At 72.3% G+C, this 12,860-nt stretch carries 15 protein-coding genes; 11 read left to right on the top strand and 4 right to left on the bottom strand.

Annotated elements, in window-relative coordinates:
• The 5 genes from WQ56_RS19255 to WQ56_RS05780 all read left to right on the top strand — a co-directional run.
• Positions 1-189 (top strand): hypothetical protein (locus tag WQ56_RS19255; RefSeq protein ID WP_231583361.1); only part of this gene is annotated, 189 nt, incomplete at its 5' end.
• Positions 190-275: 86 nt separating this feature from the next.
• Positions 276-794, top strand: coding sequence for an MgtC/SapB family protein (locus WQ56_RS05795; RefSeq protein WP_047136131.1), 519 nt, complete (start codon positions 276-278; stop codon positions 792-794).
• A gap of 90 nt (positions 795-884) precedes the next feature.
• Positions 885-1,700 carry a hypothetical protein gene (locus WQ56_RS05790; protein ID WP_047136130.1) on the top strand — a complete coding sequence of 272 codons (816 nt, stop codon included), beginning with the start codon at positions 885-887 and terminating at the stop codon, positions 1,698-1,700.
• A gap of 141 nt (positions 1,701-1,841) precedes the next feature.
• A complete protein-coding gene (locus WQ56_RS05785) occupies positions 1,842-2,138 on the top strand; it encodes a hypothetical protein (RefSeq protein ID WP_156170376.1) in 297 nt (98 codons plus the stop codon).
• Positions 2,139-2,232: 94 nt separating this feature from the next.
• A complete protein-coding gene (locus WQ56_RS05780) occupies positions 2,233-2,469 on the top strand; it encodes a hypothetical protein (RefSeq protein WP_047136128.1) in 237 nt (78 codons plus the stop codon).
• 58 nt (positions 2,470-2,527) lie between these two features.
• Here WQ56_RS05780 and WQ56_RS05775 read toward each other — a convergent pair whose 3' ends face one another.
• From WQ56_RS05775 to WQ56_RS05760, 4 genes are all read right to left on the bottom strand, one after another.
• Positions 2,528-2,791, bottom strand: a complete 264-nt coding sequence (locus tag WQ56_RS05775) for a hypothetical protein (RefSeq protein WP_047136127.1) — start codon at positions 2,789-2,791, stop codon at positions 2,528-2,530.
• A 196-nt stretch (positions 2,792-2,987) separates the two neighbouring features.
• Entirely contained in the window at positions 2,988-3,239 is a 252-nt protein-coding gene (locus WQ56_RS05770) for a hypothetical protein (protein WP_047136126.1), read from the bottom strand.
• Positions 3,240-3,390: 151 nt separating this feature from the next.
• On the bottom strand, positions 3,391-3,780 hold the full coding sequence (locus WQ56_RS05765; protein WP_047136125.1) for an MAPEG family protein: 390 nt from the start codon (positions 3,778-3,780) through the stop codon (positions 3,391-3,393).
• A gap of 16 nt (positions 3,781-3,796) precedes the next feature.
• Positions 3,797-4,336: a type 1 glutamine amidotransferase domain-containing protein gene (locus WQ56_RS05760; RefSeq protein WP_047136124.1), complete on the bottom strand. Its 540-nt coding sequence runs from the start codon at positions 4,334-4,336 to the stop codon at positions 3,797-3,799.
• A 409-nt stretch (positions 4,337-4,745) separates the two neighbouring features.
• Here WQ56_RS05760 and WQ56_RS05755 point away from each other — a divergent pair, with 409 nt between their 5' ends.
• From WQ56_RS05755 to WQ56_RS19455, 6 genes are all read left to right on the top strand, one after another.
• Positions 4,746-7,127, top strand: a complete 2,382-nt coding sequence (locus WQ56_RS05755) for a DEAD/DEAH box helicase (protein WP_047136123.1) — start codon at positions 4,746-4,748, stop codon at positions 7,125-7,127.
• 10 nt (positions 7,128-7,137) lie between these two features.
• Positions 7,138-8,028 carry a ribonuclease H-like domain-containing protein gene (locus WQ56_RS05750; protein WP_047136122.1) on the top strand — a complete coding sequence of 297 codons (891 nt, stop codon included), beginning with the start codon at positions 7,138-7,140 and terminating at the stop codon, positions 8,026-8,028.
• A gap of 267 nt (positions 8,029-8,295) precedes the next feature.
• Positions 8,296-9,627, top strand: a complete 1,332-nt coding sequence (locus tag WQ56_RS05745; protein WP_156170374.1) for an amino acid permease — start codon at positions 8,296-8,298, stop codon at positions 9,625-9,627.
• Complete coding sequence (locus WQ56_RS05740; RefSeq protein ID WP_197076436.1) at positions 9,624-10,298, top strand: class I SAM-dependent methyltransferase; 675 nt, start codon at positions 9,624-9,626, stop codon at positions 10,296-10,298. The genes WQ56_RS05745 and WQ56_RS05740 overlap by 4 nt, the downstream gene beginning before the upstream one ends.
• Positions 10,299-10,424: 126 nt before the next feature.
• A complete protein-coding gene (locus WQ56_RS05735) occupies positions 10,425-11,420 on the top strand; it encodes an alpha/beta hydrolase (RefSeq protein WP_047136120.1) in 996 nt (331 codons plus the stop codon).
• A gap of 121 nt (positions 11,421-11,541) precedes the next feature.
• Positions 11,542-12,843: a hypothetical protein gene (locus WQ56_RS19455; protein ID WP_052772868.1), complete on the top strand. Its 1,302-nt coding sequence runs from the start codon at positions 11,542-11,544 to the stop codon at positions 12,841-12,843.
• The last annotated feature ends 17 nt before the right edge of the window (positions 12,844-12,860 follow it).

The raw sequence follows: 12,860 nt of genomic DNA, 5'->3' as shown, positions 1-12,860 counted from the left end.
CCGACGGTCAGCGGATCGAACAGGGTGGGCATCGCGGATCTCCGGACGGGAACGAGGTCCCGATCTGACGCGCGCGACGCGGGCTTTCAAGGCGCGCGCCGCGCCGCCGGCCGGGACGCATCGTTCCGCCCGGTCCATGCGCAGGCCTCGCCGCGCGCCGTCACCGAGGCCAGACCCGCGGCGCGCTAGCGTCCTGCGCACGTCCAACCATGGAGTTGCCCGATGCCGATCCCGCCCGTCCACGTCAGCCCGTCCGCAGACGCCGGGGGAGCGCGATGAGCGCGTTCGACCAGATCGCCGATGCGGTCGCGCGCGAACTGGCGCTGCCCGATCCCGACACGCTGACCACGATCGTGGTCCGTGTGCTGGTCGCGGCGCTGCTGGGCGGCATGGTCGGCTGGGAGCGCGAGCACAAGGGCCGCGCCGCGGGTCTGAAGACCCACATCCTGGTGTCGATCGGGTCGGCGCTGTTCGTGCTCGCGCCGCTGCTGGCCGAGATCGAGGGCGCCGACGTGACCCGCGTGATGCAGGGCATCGTTTCGGGCATCGGTTTCCTGGGGGCCGGCGCGATCCTCAAGCTGGACAAGGACGAGCGCATCGAAGGGCTCACCACCGCGGCCGGCGTGTGGATGACCGCCGCGATCGGCATGGCGGCCGGCATGGGACAGGAGATGGTGGCGCTCGTCACCACGATCGTCGCGCTGCTGGTCGTCGGTGCACTGCCGAAGCTGCAGCGCCCGCGCCCGCGCCCGGCGGCCGGGCAGGCCAGGGACCTGTCCGGCGGCGACACCTGAACGCCGCGACCGCGCATTCCCGATTCCCCCACGGCGGCTTCATGCCGGTCCCCGCACGGTGGCGGCACCTTCCACCAACGGAGCAGGCAGATGACCAAGCAAGACGAGATCCGCGACGGCGGCCGCGACCTCAACCGCGACCCGATCACCAAGGCTCCGGGCGCACACCCGGTCGGCGTCGGCGTGGGCGGCACTGCGGGCGGCGTGGCGGCCGGCGCGGCGGCGGGCACGATCTTCGGCCCGGTGGGCACGCTGATCGGCGCGGCCGTGGGCGTGGTCGCCGGTGCGGCGATCGGCAAGGGCGTGGCCGAGCGGATCGACCCGACCGGCGAGGTCGAGTACTGGCGCGAGGCGCACCGCGACCGGCCGTACGTCAAGCCCGAGCACGACTACGATCGCGACTATGCGCCGGCCTATGGCTTCGGCCTGCAGGCGCGCGAGGCCGACCGGACCCGCGGCTGGGACGAGTCGGAAGCGCAGCTGCGCCGCGACTGGGAATCGGCCAAGGCCGAGTCCAAGCTGGAATGGGAGGATGCGCAGCCGGCCGTCCGCGACGCGTGGGAGCGCACCGATCGCACCTACGACCTCTACGGACGCAGCGACGCCTACCATGCCGAGGCCTTCGAGAACGCGCCGTACCGCAGTGCGGACGACACCTACGAGGACTATCAGCCGGCCTACCGCTACGGCGCCTACGCCCGCTCGCGCCACGCCGACCGGGCCTGGGACGACACGCTCGCCGGCGAACTGGGGCGCGACTGGACGACCCGCCGCGGCAATTCGCGCCTGGAGTGGGATCGCGCGAAGGCCGCGGTGCAGGACGCCTACGTCTCGCACGACCGCTACACCAGCGGTGAGTACACCGACAGCGGCCGCGACGACAACGACCGTTTCCGCGTCGGCTGAGTCCGGCATCCGCGCGACGCCCGACGGGCGCATCCTCCGGGATGCGCCCGTTCTCGTTGGTGCGGTCGCCGCGGCGTGCGCGCTAGACTCGGGCCACAGTCGCCAGGCGCCCGGCCGGCGATGCCGCACAAGGAGTTCCGGATGCCGTTGTGGATGCTGATCGTAGGATGCGTGGTGCTGGTGGGCCTGGTCGGTTTCCAGTTCATGCTGACGGTGTTCGTCGGCGGTGCGCTGGCCAACCGCGCCGATCCCACGCCGTTCCAGATGTCGCTGCTCGACCTGTCGATCTGGGGGCTGCCGGGGCTGACGCTGGTCGTGCTCGGTGTGCTGATCGCGCTTTACGTCGCGAAGTCGCCGTGGCTCAGCGTCTGGTGGTTCGCGGTGCCAGTGGTGGCCACCGCGGTGTTCGCCGGCTGGGCGATGTCGGTCGCCGGCTGACCGCTGCGCCCGCGCATCGGCTGGCGCATTCACGTAGCGCCGCGCGTCGATCGCGGACCATCCGCGTCATCGCATTCTTCAGGAGGTTCGATCCATGAGTGGACAGGGTTCGGCGGGCAACGTCATCGCCGCGATCTGCAGCTTCATCGTGCCCGGACTGGGCCAACTGGTGCAGGGCCGGCTGCTGTCGGCCGTGCTGTGGTTCCTCGCCGGCTGCATCGCGTTCGCGATCACCTGGCTGCTGACGGTGTCGCTGCTGCCGTTCGGCTGGTTCGTCGTCAGCGTCTTCTCGTGCATCAACGCCGCGCTGTACCGGCGGCCCGTGCGCTGACGAAACGCCCATTGCGCATGCGCCCGCGGCCGAACGGCCGGCGGGCGCATGCATCGGGTCATTTCGGTTCGCCGTTCTCGACGCCGGTGTCGCTGCGCACGTCGTCGGCGAACGAGCGCCCGTCCGCATCGCGGTCGCCGATCTGGTCGTCGAGTTCGGGATCGAGCAGGTCGGCCTGATCGTCCAGGCCGATGTTGTCGATCGCCGATTGCGAGCGCGGGTCCTTCAGCGGCGGGCCGCCCGTCGGCGGCAGGTCCTCGCGGTCGCGCAGCGAGGATTCGTCTGCGGGTGCGTTCGGGCGGGTGGGGTTGGCCTTGCTCATCGTGCGTCTCCAGTCGGTAGCCGGGCGACCACCATGCAGGCAGCCCCGTCATGCGGGCGGCAAGGCCGGGCCGGCCGACATCGCTTGCGCGTCGAAGGACGACGACGGTACGGCGCGGTGCCGGACGGGCATGCGGGACGCCGGATGCGGAATGCCTGGCGTGCGCGAAGTGCGGCCCAGCCGCCGGATGCCAGGGTCAGAGCGTGCGAGCGACCGTCGCGGTCTGCGCCATGCCCCGGCGGGCGCGGCGCGCGCGCGGCTCGCCGCTGGCATTCCACGCGGCCTGCACTTCGGCGCGCACGTCGTGCCAGGCACGCAGGCGGCCGTCGAATTCCCAGACCCGCCGCAGCACCGGCTCGATCTCCTCCCACGGCCGCTCGGGATAGGACGCGCGCCCGTTGCGGCCCAGCGAGAGCACCAGCGTACGGTCGGATTCGGGACGGGCCATCGGAGACTGCCGGTGATCGGGAGCGCGCAGGCTAAGGGGCACTTCGTCTGTTTTCCGTGAACCCGATGTTGGATTTCGATGACATCGTGACGGCGGTTCGACGACATCGCCGACGATCGACGCGGCGCCTGCGGGCAGGCGCCGCGCACGGTCAGAACAGGCCAGCCACCACCATGACCAGGCCCACTGTCGCCACCGCCCAGATGGCGCTGCGCAGGTAGGGAATGCCGATGCCGTAGACCGGCAGGTACGCCACCCGCGCCCACAGGTAGAGCTGCGCGCCCAGCGAGGTCGCGGCATCGCCGCGATCGGTCAGCACCACGGCCAGCGCCGCGGCGGCGAAGAAGGGAAAGGTCTCCAGGAAGTTGCGGCTCGCCGCCGACAGCCGCTGCGCGGCCCCGGTCAGCGGCGGCACGGCGCCGTCGCGGTTGCCCGCGTTCCAGGCCATGCCGCGCTGGGCGGTGGAGAACCCGGCCGCGACCAGCACGTGGACCAGGCCGAGCACGATCGACCCGGTCAGCATCTGCAGTTCGGTCGCCATCGGAGCGGGCCCCGGATCAGCCGGCCACGGCCGTGGCGATGGCGTCGTTGAACGCCGGGATGTCGTCGGGCTTGCGGCTGGTGATCAGGTTGCCGTCGACGACGACTTCGGCGTCCTGCCAGTCGGCCCCCGCGTTGACGAGGTCGGTCTTGATCGACGCCCAGGAGGTGACCTTGCGGCCCTTCGCCAGCCCGCTCTCGACCAGCAGCCACGGGCCGTGGCAGATCGCCGCGACCGGCTTGCCGCTCTGGCCGAACGTCCGCACGAACGCGACCGCGTCGGCGTCCTTGCGCAGGGTGTCGGGGTTCATCTGCCCGCCGGGCAGCACCAGCGCGTCGTAGCGCCCGGCATCGGCCTTCGACAGCGGCACGTCGACGTCGACGCTGCGGCCCCAGTCCTTCTGGTCCCAGCCCTTGATCGACGTCGCATCGCCCGGCGACACCACGTCGACCTGGGCACCGGCTTCGCGCAGCGCCTGCAGGGGCTTTTCGAGTTCCGACTGTTCGAAGCCGTCGGTGGCGAGAATGGCGATCGTCTTGCCGTCGAGATTCTGCATCTGCGTGTCCTCGGGAGTATGGACGGCCGATGCTAGGGGCGGGCCGATTCCCGTGCCGTGAAGCGGACGTGTCGCCCGATCCACGCGTGCCGCGTGTCCGTCCCCCGCGCCCGCCGCCTATCGTCCACACGCGTCCCGGCTGTCCGACCCCGCGCGTCCAGGTGGTCCGCCCCTGTAGGAGCGCGCTCGCGCGCGATGGGGCGTTCCAGGAAAATCCCCCTTCGCGCGCCAGCGCGCTCCTACACGTATGGTCGCCCGGCCGCAGGCGGATGGAGACTGCCGCTGCCCTGCGCCAGCTTCGGCAGCGGCGCAGTCTCGTGCGGTGAGACGGGCGCCGGGCAGGCTCTCGGCCCGCCACGCTGCCTGGAGCCAGCCGCTGAACGCGATCCTCAAGCCCGATGCGTTGCCGATGCCAGCCGGGAACGTGCCCGCCGGCACCGCGCTCGCGACCAAGCTGTCGGCCAAGTACCCCGGGCGCATCACCGGCAGCCTGCTGCTGCCCGGCCAGCCCGGCCGCTACGCGCCGATGCCGGGCGACGTGCCCGAGGCGCTGGCGCGCGCGCTGCGCAGCCGCGGTATCGACCGGCTCTACAGCCACCAGGCGCAGGCCTGGGCCGCGACCCAGGCCGGCCGCCACGTGGTGGTCGCCACGCCCACCGCGTCGGGCAAGTCGCTGTGCTATACGCTGCCGGTGCTGTCGGCGGCGATCGCCGCGCGCAGCAAGGCGCTGTACCTGTTCCCGACCAAGGCGCTGGCGCAGGACCAGGTCGCCGACCTGCTGGAACTCAACGCCGCCGGCGAACTCGGCCTGCGCGCGGCGACCTTCGACGGCGATACGCCCGGGGACGCGCGCCAGGCGATCCGCATCAATGGCGACATCGTCGTCAGCAACCCGGACATGCTGCACCAGGCGATCCTGCCGCATCACACCAAGTGGGCGCAGTTCTTCGAGAACCTGCGCTACGTGGTGATCGACGAGATCCACACCTATCGCGGCGTGTTCGGCTCGCACGTGGCCAACGTGATCCGCCGGCTCAAGCGGGTGTGCGCGTTCTACGGCGTGACCCCGCAGTTCATCCTGTGCTCGGCGACGATCGGCAACGCCCGCGAGCACGGGCGCGCGCTGGTCGAGGTCGACGACGCGCAGCTCGAGGCGATCGACGACGGCGGCGCGCCCCGCGGCGACAAGCACGTGCTGCTGTGGAACCCCCCGGTCGTGAATCCGGACCTGGGCCTGCGCGCGTCGGCGCGGTCGCAGTCCAACCGGATCGCGCGGCTGGCGATCCGCTCCGGCCTCAAGACGCTGGTGTTCTGCCAGACCCGGCTGATGGTCGAGGTGCTGACCAAGTACCTCAAGGAGGTCTTCGACCACGACCCGCGCAAGCCGCGCCGCATCCGCGCCTACCGCGGCGGCTACCTGCCGACCGAGCGCCGCGCGGCCGAGCGGGAGATGCGCGCCGGCAACATCGACGGCATCGTCAGCACCTCGGCGCTGGAACTGGGGGTCGACATCGGCAGCCTCGACGTGGTCGTGCTCAACGGCTATCCGGGCAGCATCTCGGCGACGTGGCAGCGCTTCGGTCGCGCCGGCCGCCGGCAGCAGCCCTCGGTCGGCGTGCTGGTCGCCAGTTCCGAGCCGATGGACCAGTACGTGGTGCGCCATCCGGAGTTCTTCGCGCAGGCCAACCCCGAGCACGCGCGCATCGAGCCCGACCAGCCGCTGATCCTGCTCGACCACATCCGCTGCGCCGCGTTCGAGCTGCCGTTCGTCGACGGCGACATGTTCGGCCCCGTCGCGCCATTGCCGTGGCTGGAGGTGCTGGCCGAGTCGGGCGTGCTGCATCACGAGGGCGACCGCTGGGAATGGATCGCCGACAGCTATCCGGCGCAGGCGGTGAACCTGCGCTCGGTCGCCGACGGCAACTTCGTCGTCGTCGACCGCACCGACGGCCGGCAGACGATCATCGCCGAGGTCGACTACTCGGCCGCCGCGCTCACCCTGTACGAGGGCGCGATCCACATGATCCAGTCCGAGCCGTTCCAGGTCGAACGCCTGGACTGGGAGGGCCGCAAGGCCTATGTGCAGCGCACCCATGTGGACTACTACACCGACGCGATCGACTACACCAAGCTCAAGGTGCTCGACGACGCCGAGCAGGCCGATGCGGGGCAGGGCAGCGCGCACCTGGGCGAGGTGCACGTGGTGCGCCGGGTGTCGGGCTACAAGAAGATCCGCTTCCACACCCACGAGAACATCGGCTACGGGCCGGTCAACCTGCCCGACCAGGAACTGCACACCAGCGCGGTGTGGTGGCAGCTGCCGCAGCGCGCGCTCGATGCCGCGTTCGACGCGCGGCACGAGGCGCTCGACGGGTTCCTCGGCGCCTCGTATGCGCTGCACCTGGTCGCGCAGGTCGCGGTGATGGCCGAGGGTCGCGACCTGCAGAAGGCGGTCGGCAGCGGCGACGGCACGTGGTTCGCGACCGCCGACCAGCGCGGCCGCGGGCAGCTGCGCGACGGCGAGGGCGCGGCGCTCGACATCGCCGGCATCGGCCGTTTCGCGCCGACGCTGTATCTCTACGACAACTATCCCGGCGGCGTCGGCCTGTCCTCGCCGCTGTTCGAGCGCCGCGACGAACTGCTGGCGCAGGCCGCGGCCCTGATCGGTGGCTGCGGCTGTCGCGCCGGCTGCCCGGCCTGCGTCGGGCCGATCCTCGCGTCCGAGGAGGACGCCGAGCGCACGCCGCGCCAGCTGGCCGCGCGCGTGATCGACCTGCTGGCGGCCGCATGAGGGTGCGCCCGTGAGCGCGCTCGCCCGCCGCCTGGGGCTGCTGCGCAGCCAGGCCGGTACGGCGCTGCCGAGCGTCGCGCCGGCCCGGCCGATGGCGCCCGCGCTGCCGCCGCGCGCGCAGTGGCCGCGCGCCGACGCGCAGCGCTCGCCGGAAGTCGTCGCCGAGCAGCTGCGCAAGCTGATGAAGCTGCGCGCGCCGGCGATGGCGCCGCGTCCGGCCGCGCCGGTCGACCGCACGCTGCCTGGCGAGGAGATCGCACCGGGCCTGCGCTATCTCGAGCAGGTCGCCGCCTGGCCGCACGACGACGCGGAACTCGCGTTGCGCGACATCCGCCACGACACCGCACGGCGCGGCGACCTGCTGGCATTCGACACCGAGACCACCGGTCTGGCCGGCGGCACCGGCACGCGCGCCTTCATGATCGGCGCGGCGGACTTCGTCGATGGCCGGCTGCGCATCCGCCAGCTGTGCATCACCACGCTGGGCGCCGAGCGCGAGATGCTCAAGATGTTTTCGAAGTGGCTGAAGCCCGAAACGGTGCTGGTCAGCTACAACGGCCGCAGCTACGACCGCCCGCTGCTGACCACGCGCTACCGCCTGGCGCGGCTGCGCGATCCGCTGATCGACCTGCGCCACGTCGACCTGCTGCATCCGGTACGGCGACGCTATCGCGGCGTCTGGGCCAACTGCCGGCTGGCGACGGTCGAGCGCGAACTGCTCGGCGTGCTGCGCGAGGACGACCTGCCCGGCAGCGAGGCGCCGGCCGCGTGGCTGGCCTACCTGCGCGGCGGCAGCGCCGACAAGCTGCGCCGCGTCGGCCTGCACAACGCCCAGGACCTGCGCAGCCTGTTCGGCGTGCTCGAGGCGATGCGCGACGAGCGCCCCGATCCGCGCGTGTAGGCGCGCGCGCCGTGCAGTGCTGCACGAAGAGCACGGGCCCACTGTAGGAGCGCGCTCGCGCGCGAGGGCTGTGCCGGCAAGTCCCGATCGCGCGCGAGCGCGCGCCTACACGACCACGCCGCGCTTGCGGTATCGCGCGGCGTTCACATCGTCGCAATCGTGGCGATGGTTGAATCGGACGGCCCAGCAGTTCCGCGCCGCCGGTCCGCCGACGGCGGCCCTCCGTCACTCTGGACCCTCATGGACGCAAGCGAACGCCGGCCCGCGATGGCCGACCCTGCGCCCCCGCGCGCCACGTTGCGCGCGCGCGATGCGTTCGCGATCACGGTCGGCATCGTCGTCGGCGCCGGCATCTTCCGCACCCCCTCGCTCGTCGCCGGCGCGTCAGGCAGCGAACTGGCGATGCTGCTCGCCTGGGTCGCCGGCGGCCTGCTGTCGATCGTCGGCGCGCTGTGCTACGCCGAACTGGCGACGACCTACCCGCAGGCTGGCGGCGACTACGCGTATCTGCGACGCGCCTACGGGCCGCGACCGGCGTTCCTGTTCGCCTGGGCGCGGATGTCGGTGATCCAGACCGGGTCGATCGCGCTGCTGTGCTTCATCGTCGGCGACTACATGGCCCAGCTGTTCGATGTCGGTCCCTGGTCATCGCCGCTGTACGCGGCGATCGCGGTGGTCGCGCTGTCGGCGATCAACTGGCTCGGCACCCGCCAGAGCGCGACGGTGCAGACGTGGCTGACGGTCGCCGAGGTCGCCGGTGTGCTGGTCATCGTCGTCGCGGGCCTGATGTTCGCGCCCGGCGACATCGCGCCGGTGCCCGGCAGCGGCGGCGACAGCGCGGTCGGGCTGATCCTGGTGTTCGTGCTGCTGACCTACGGCGGCTGGAACGAGGCCGTCTATATCACCGCCGAGGTCCGCGACGCGCGGCGCTGGATGCCGCGCGTGCTGGTGCTGAGCCTGGTCGCGGTCGCCGCGCTGTACGTGCTCGTCAATCTCGCCTACCTGCGCGTGCTCGGCCTGGGCGGCATGGCCGAGCACGACGCCGTCGCGGCCGAGGTGATGGGGCGGGTGTTCGGGTCGACCGGCGCGGTGCTGATGAGCGCGATCGTGGTGGCGGCGGCGCTGACCTCGGCCAACGCGACGCTGATCACCGGCGCGCGCAGCGTGTACGCGGTGGGTCGCGACTTCCCGGCGCTGGGCTTCATCGGGCGCTGGGACGCGCGCAGCGGCGCGCCGCGCGCGGCGATCGTGGTCCAGGGCGTGCTGGCGCTGGCGCTCGTCGCGCTGGGTGCGTTCGCGCGCGATGGTTTCGAGGTCGCGGTGGAGTACACCGCGCCGGTGTTCTGGTTGTTCTTCCTGCTGGTGGGCATCGCGCTGTTCGTCCTGCGCCGTCGCGATTCCGGCCGTCCGCGCCCGTTCCGGGTGCCGCTGTATCCCGTGCTGCCGCTGCTGTTCTGCGCGACCAGCGCCTACCTGTTGTATGCGAGCCTCGCCTACACCGGGCGCGGCGCGCTGGTCGGCGTGGCCGTGCTCGCGGTCGGCGGGCTGTTGCTGCTGCTGCTCCGACCGTCCACGCGCCCCGAGGAGGCATCGCCATGATCCGATCGAACCCATCCCGCACCGCGCTCGCGCTCTGCGCGCTGATCCCGGCCCTGATGACGGCCTGCGCGCAGGACGCGCCGCCGCCTCCCGCCGCCGATCCCGGCCCGCCGGCGGCCGCGACCGATGCCCCGGCCGCGGCGCCGACGGTCACCGCCCGACTCGGCCCCGATTCGCCGTTCGCCGAGGGCGCGCCGCCGCCGTCGCGCGAGCCCGACGTGATCTACGTGCCGACGCCCGAGCGGGTGGTCGACGCGATGCTCAATCTCGCCAGGGTCCGCGAGGGCGACGTGCTCTACGACCTGGGCTCGGGCGACGGCCGCATCCCGATCGCGGCCGCGCAGCGCTTCGGCGTGCGCGCGGTCGGCATCGACATCAATCCGGTGCGCGTGCGCGAGGCCAACGCGAACGCGGAGGCGGCCGGCGTCACCGACCTGGTGACCTTCAAGGAGGCCGACCTGTTCCAGGAGGACATCGGCGATGCCTCGGTGGTCACGCTGTACCTGCTGCAGAGTCTGAACGTGAAGCTGCGGCCCAAGCTGCTGGCCGAACTCAGGCCGGGCACGCGCATCGTCAGCCACGCCTTCGACATGGCCGACCAGTGGACGCCCGAGGCCACGCAGGAGGTCGACGGCACCCGCATCTACCTGTGGACGGTGCCCGAGCGCTGAGAACCTGTTCAAAGTCCGGCTGCGCTCGCGACGGATCTTGAACCGGTTCTGTGCCCGCCGCGCCGCCGGTCCGCCGGCGGCCGATGGCATCATCGTCGACATTCCCCCGTACGAGGTTCCCCGCCCATGCCGCGCCTGCTCCCGCTCGTCCTGTCGCTCGCCGCGCTGTCGGCCGCGTCCGCGTCCGCCTCGCCCTACGGCGGCGAACTGCAGGGCTTCGACTACCCGTACCCGCGCCAGGCGCATGCGTTGACCTCGCAGGGGCAGTCGCTGTCGATGACCTACCTGGACGTGCGGCCCGAGGGCCCGGGCAACGGGCGCACGGCGGTGCTGCTGCACGGCAAGAACTTCTGCGCCGCGACCTGGGAGGACACGATCGCCGCGCTGGTCGCCGACGGCTGGCGGGTCGTCGCGCCCGACCAGGTGGGCTTCTGCGGATCGAGCAAGCCGCGTGGCTATCAGTTCTCGTTCGCGCAGCTGGCCGCCAACACCCACGCGCTGCTGCAGGCGCTGGGCGTCGAGCGCCCGGTGCTGGTCGGCCACTCGATGGGCGGCATGCTGGCGACGCGCTACGCGCTGCAGTATCCCGACGCGGTCGCGCAGCTGGTGCTGGTCAATCCGATCGGGCTCGAGGACTGGCAGGCCGAGGGCGTGCCGTATGCGACGATCGACCAGCTGATGGAAGGCGAGCGCAGGACGACCGCCGACAGCATCCGAGCCTACCAGCGCAAGTTCTACTACGACGGCCGCTGGGCGCCGCGCTACGACCGGTGGGTCGACATGCTGGCCGGCATGTACGCCGGCCCGGACGGCGAGATCGTCGCCTGGAACCAGGCCCAGACCTCGGAGATGGTGTTCACGCAGCCGGTCGTGCACGAATTCGCGACGCTGCGCGTACCGACGCTGCTGATGATCGGCGGCAAGGACCGCACCGCGCCGGGCGCCAATCGCGCGTCGCCGGAGATCGCCGCGCGGTTGGGCGACTACCCGGCGCTGGGGCGCCGCGCCGCCGAGGCGATTCCCGATGCCGAACTGGTCGAATTCCCGGCGCTGGGTCATTCGCCGCAGGTCGAGGCGCCGGACGAATTCCACGCCGCGCTGTTGCCGCGGCTGGCCCGTTGAGCGAGCGTGGCGCGGCCGCAGGGCCGGGCCGGCGGCATTCAGACCGCATTCGGACGACGACGCGCCGAGCCCCTACACTGGCCCGATCGTGTCGCATCCCTTGTCGGAGTCCGTTGCGTCCATGACGTCCTGGCGCCTGTGCCTGCCGTTGATCCTCTGCCTGGCCGCGGCCGGCTGCCAGCGTGCGCCCGAGGCGGGCGGCCAGGCGGTCGAGACCGTCGAGGTCGCCAGTCCGGAGGAGGGCGGCGCGGTGAGCACTGCGCCGCTGGCGACCGAGGACCTGCCCGAGGTCGCGCCGCTGCCTGCCGAAACGGCCGATCCGGCCGAGGTGGACTGGTCGCCGATGACGCTCGATGGCGCGACCGCGTCGCTGGGCTGCGAGCTGGACTACGCGAACGCCGGCGACGGCGAGCCGCTGAAGGCGTTCGACCGCGAGGCGCTGCGCGAGGCGATGGCACCGTGCGCGGAGCGCGGCGTGTTCCGGCTGCGCTTCAAGGGGCGGGTGACCCAGGACTTCACGCGGCTGATGCAGCGGCTGGCCGCGGTCGCCGACGAACTGGAGATCGACAAGCGCGTGCTCGACCTCGACTCGAGCGGCGGCATGGTCGAAGAGGCGATCCGCGCCGGCGACGTGATCGCCGAGTCGCGCTGGACGATCTGGGTCCGCGAGGGCGCGGCCTGCCACAGCGCCTGCGTGTTCCTGCTGGCCGGTGGCGACACGCGGCTGATCGGGGGCCGGGTCGGCATCCACCGGATCATCCGGATGAGCTCGAGCGCGTCCACGCGGGCCGAGCTCAACCGCGAGCTGCGCGCGGTCTACGGCCGGGTGCGCGACTACCTGGAGCGCAACGGCGCCGCGGTCGCGGTCGCCGACCTGATGATGGCCGTGCCCAACCGCAGCCTGCGCATCCTCACGCCCGAGGAGCTCAAGCTCTACGGCCTGGATGGCGTGAACCCCGCACAGGACGACCTCGACCGGCTGCGGCTGATGCGCAAGTGCGGGCAGGACTTCGTCGCGCGCCGCGATTCCTACATCCGCGCGTTCGACGCCACCTGCAACGCGCCCGACCGCGATGTCGAGGCGATGACCGCCTGCGGCCTGGACCTGCGCGGGCGGTTCGGCTTCCCGGACGCGCAATGCCCGTCGGAGAGCCCGCTGTCGGAGTTCGACCTCGTCGGGGAGATGACGGCGGCCGCGGGCATCGCCAGCCGGCTGCGCATCCTCGGCGTCCCGACCGGGGCGCCAAGGCGCGCCGCCGAGCCGGCGCCAGCGTCGCCGGGGCCGCGCGATGTGCGCAATCCGACCGCGCAGGGCGGCGACACGCCCGCCCGGCCATCCGAGGCCTCGGCCGACGACAGCGAGGCCGCCGCTTCGACCGATGGTGCCGATCGCGCCGAGATCCCGGCGCCGACGCCGCGCTGAGCGGTCGTCCCGCGATG

The sequence above is a fragment of the Luteimonas sp. FCS-9 genome, from assembly GCF_001014645.1.
GTDB lineage: Bacteria > Pseudomonadota > Gammaproteobacteria > Xanthomonadales > Xanthomonadaceae > Luteimonas.
Note: the sequence above shows the minus strand (reverse complement) of the source record. Positions and strands in the feature narration are given on the sequence as shown.

What these genes read in the sequence shown, in the direction of transcription:
- WQ56_RS05740 (WP_197076436.1), top strand. Translation starts at nt 9,624, where the DNA reads ATGATCCGATCGAACCCATCCCGCACCGCGCTCGCGCTCTGCGCGCTG.
- WQ56_RS05765 (WP_047136125.1), bottom strand. Translation starts at nt 3,780, where the DNA reads ATGGCGACCGAACTGCAGATGCTGACCGGGTCGATCGTGCTCGGCCTG.
- WQ56_RS05760 (WP_047136124.1), bottom strand. Translation starts at nt 4,336, where the DNA reads ATGCAGAATCTCGACGGCAAGACGATCGCCATTCTCGCCACCGACGGC.
- WQ56_RS05795 (WP_047136131.1), top strand. Translation starts at nt 276, where the DNA reads ATGAGCGCGTTCGACCAGATCGCCGATGCGGTCGCGCGCGAACTGGCG.
- WQ56_RS05755 (WP_047136123.1), top strand. Translation starts at nt 4,746, where the DNA reads ATGCCAGCCGGGAACGTGCCCGCCGGCACCGCGCTCGCGACCAAGCTG.
- WQ56_RS05780 (WP_047136128.1), top strand. Translation starts at nt 2,233, where the DNA reads ATGAGTGGACAGGGTTCGGCGGGCAACGTCATCGCCGCGATCTGCAGC.
- WQ56_RS05775 (WP_047136127.1), bottom strand. Translation starts at nt 2,791, where the DNA reads ATGAGCAAGGCCAACCCCACCCGCCCGAACGCACCCGCAGACGAATCC.
- WQ56_RS05745 (WP_156170374.1), top strand. Translation starts at nt 8,296, where the DNA reads ATGGCCGACCCTGCGCCCCCGCGCGCCACGTTGCGCGCGCGCGATGCG.
- WQ56_RS05735 (WP_047136120.1), top strand. Translation starts at nt 10,425, where the DNA reads ATGCCGCGCCTGCTCCCGCTCGTCCTGTCGCTCGCCGCGCTGTCGGCC.
- WQ56_RS05785 (WP_156170376.1), top strand. Translation starts at nt 1,842, where the DNA reads ATGCCGTTGTGGATGCTGATCGTAGGATGCGTGGTGCTGGTGGGCCTG.
- WQ56_RS19455 (WP_052772868.1), top strand. Translation starts at nt 11,542, where the DNA reads ATGACGTCCTGGCGCCTGTGCCTGCCGTTGATCCTCTGCCTGGCCGCG.
- WQ56_RS05770 (WP_047136126.1), bottom strand. Translation starts at nt 3,239, where the DNA reads ATGGCCCGTCCCGAATCCGACCGTACGCTGGTGCTCTCGCTGGGCCGC.
- WQ56_RS05790 (WP_047136130.1), top strand. Translation starts at nt 885, where the DNA reads ATGACCAAGCAAGACGAGATCCGCGACGGCGGCCGCGACCTCAACCGC.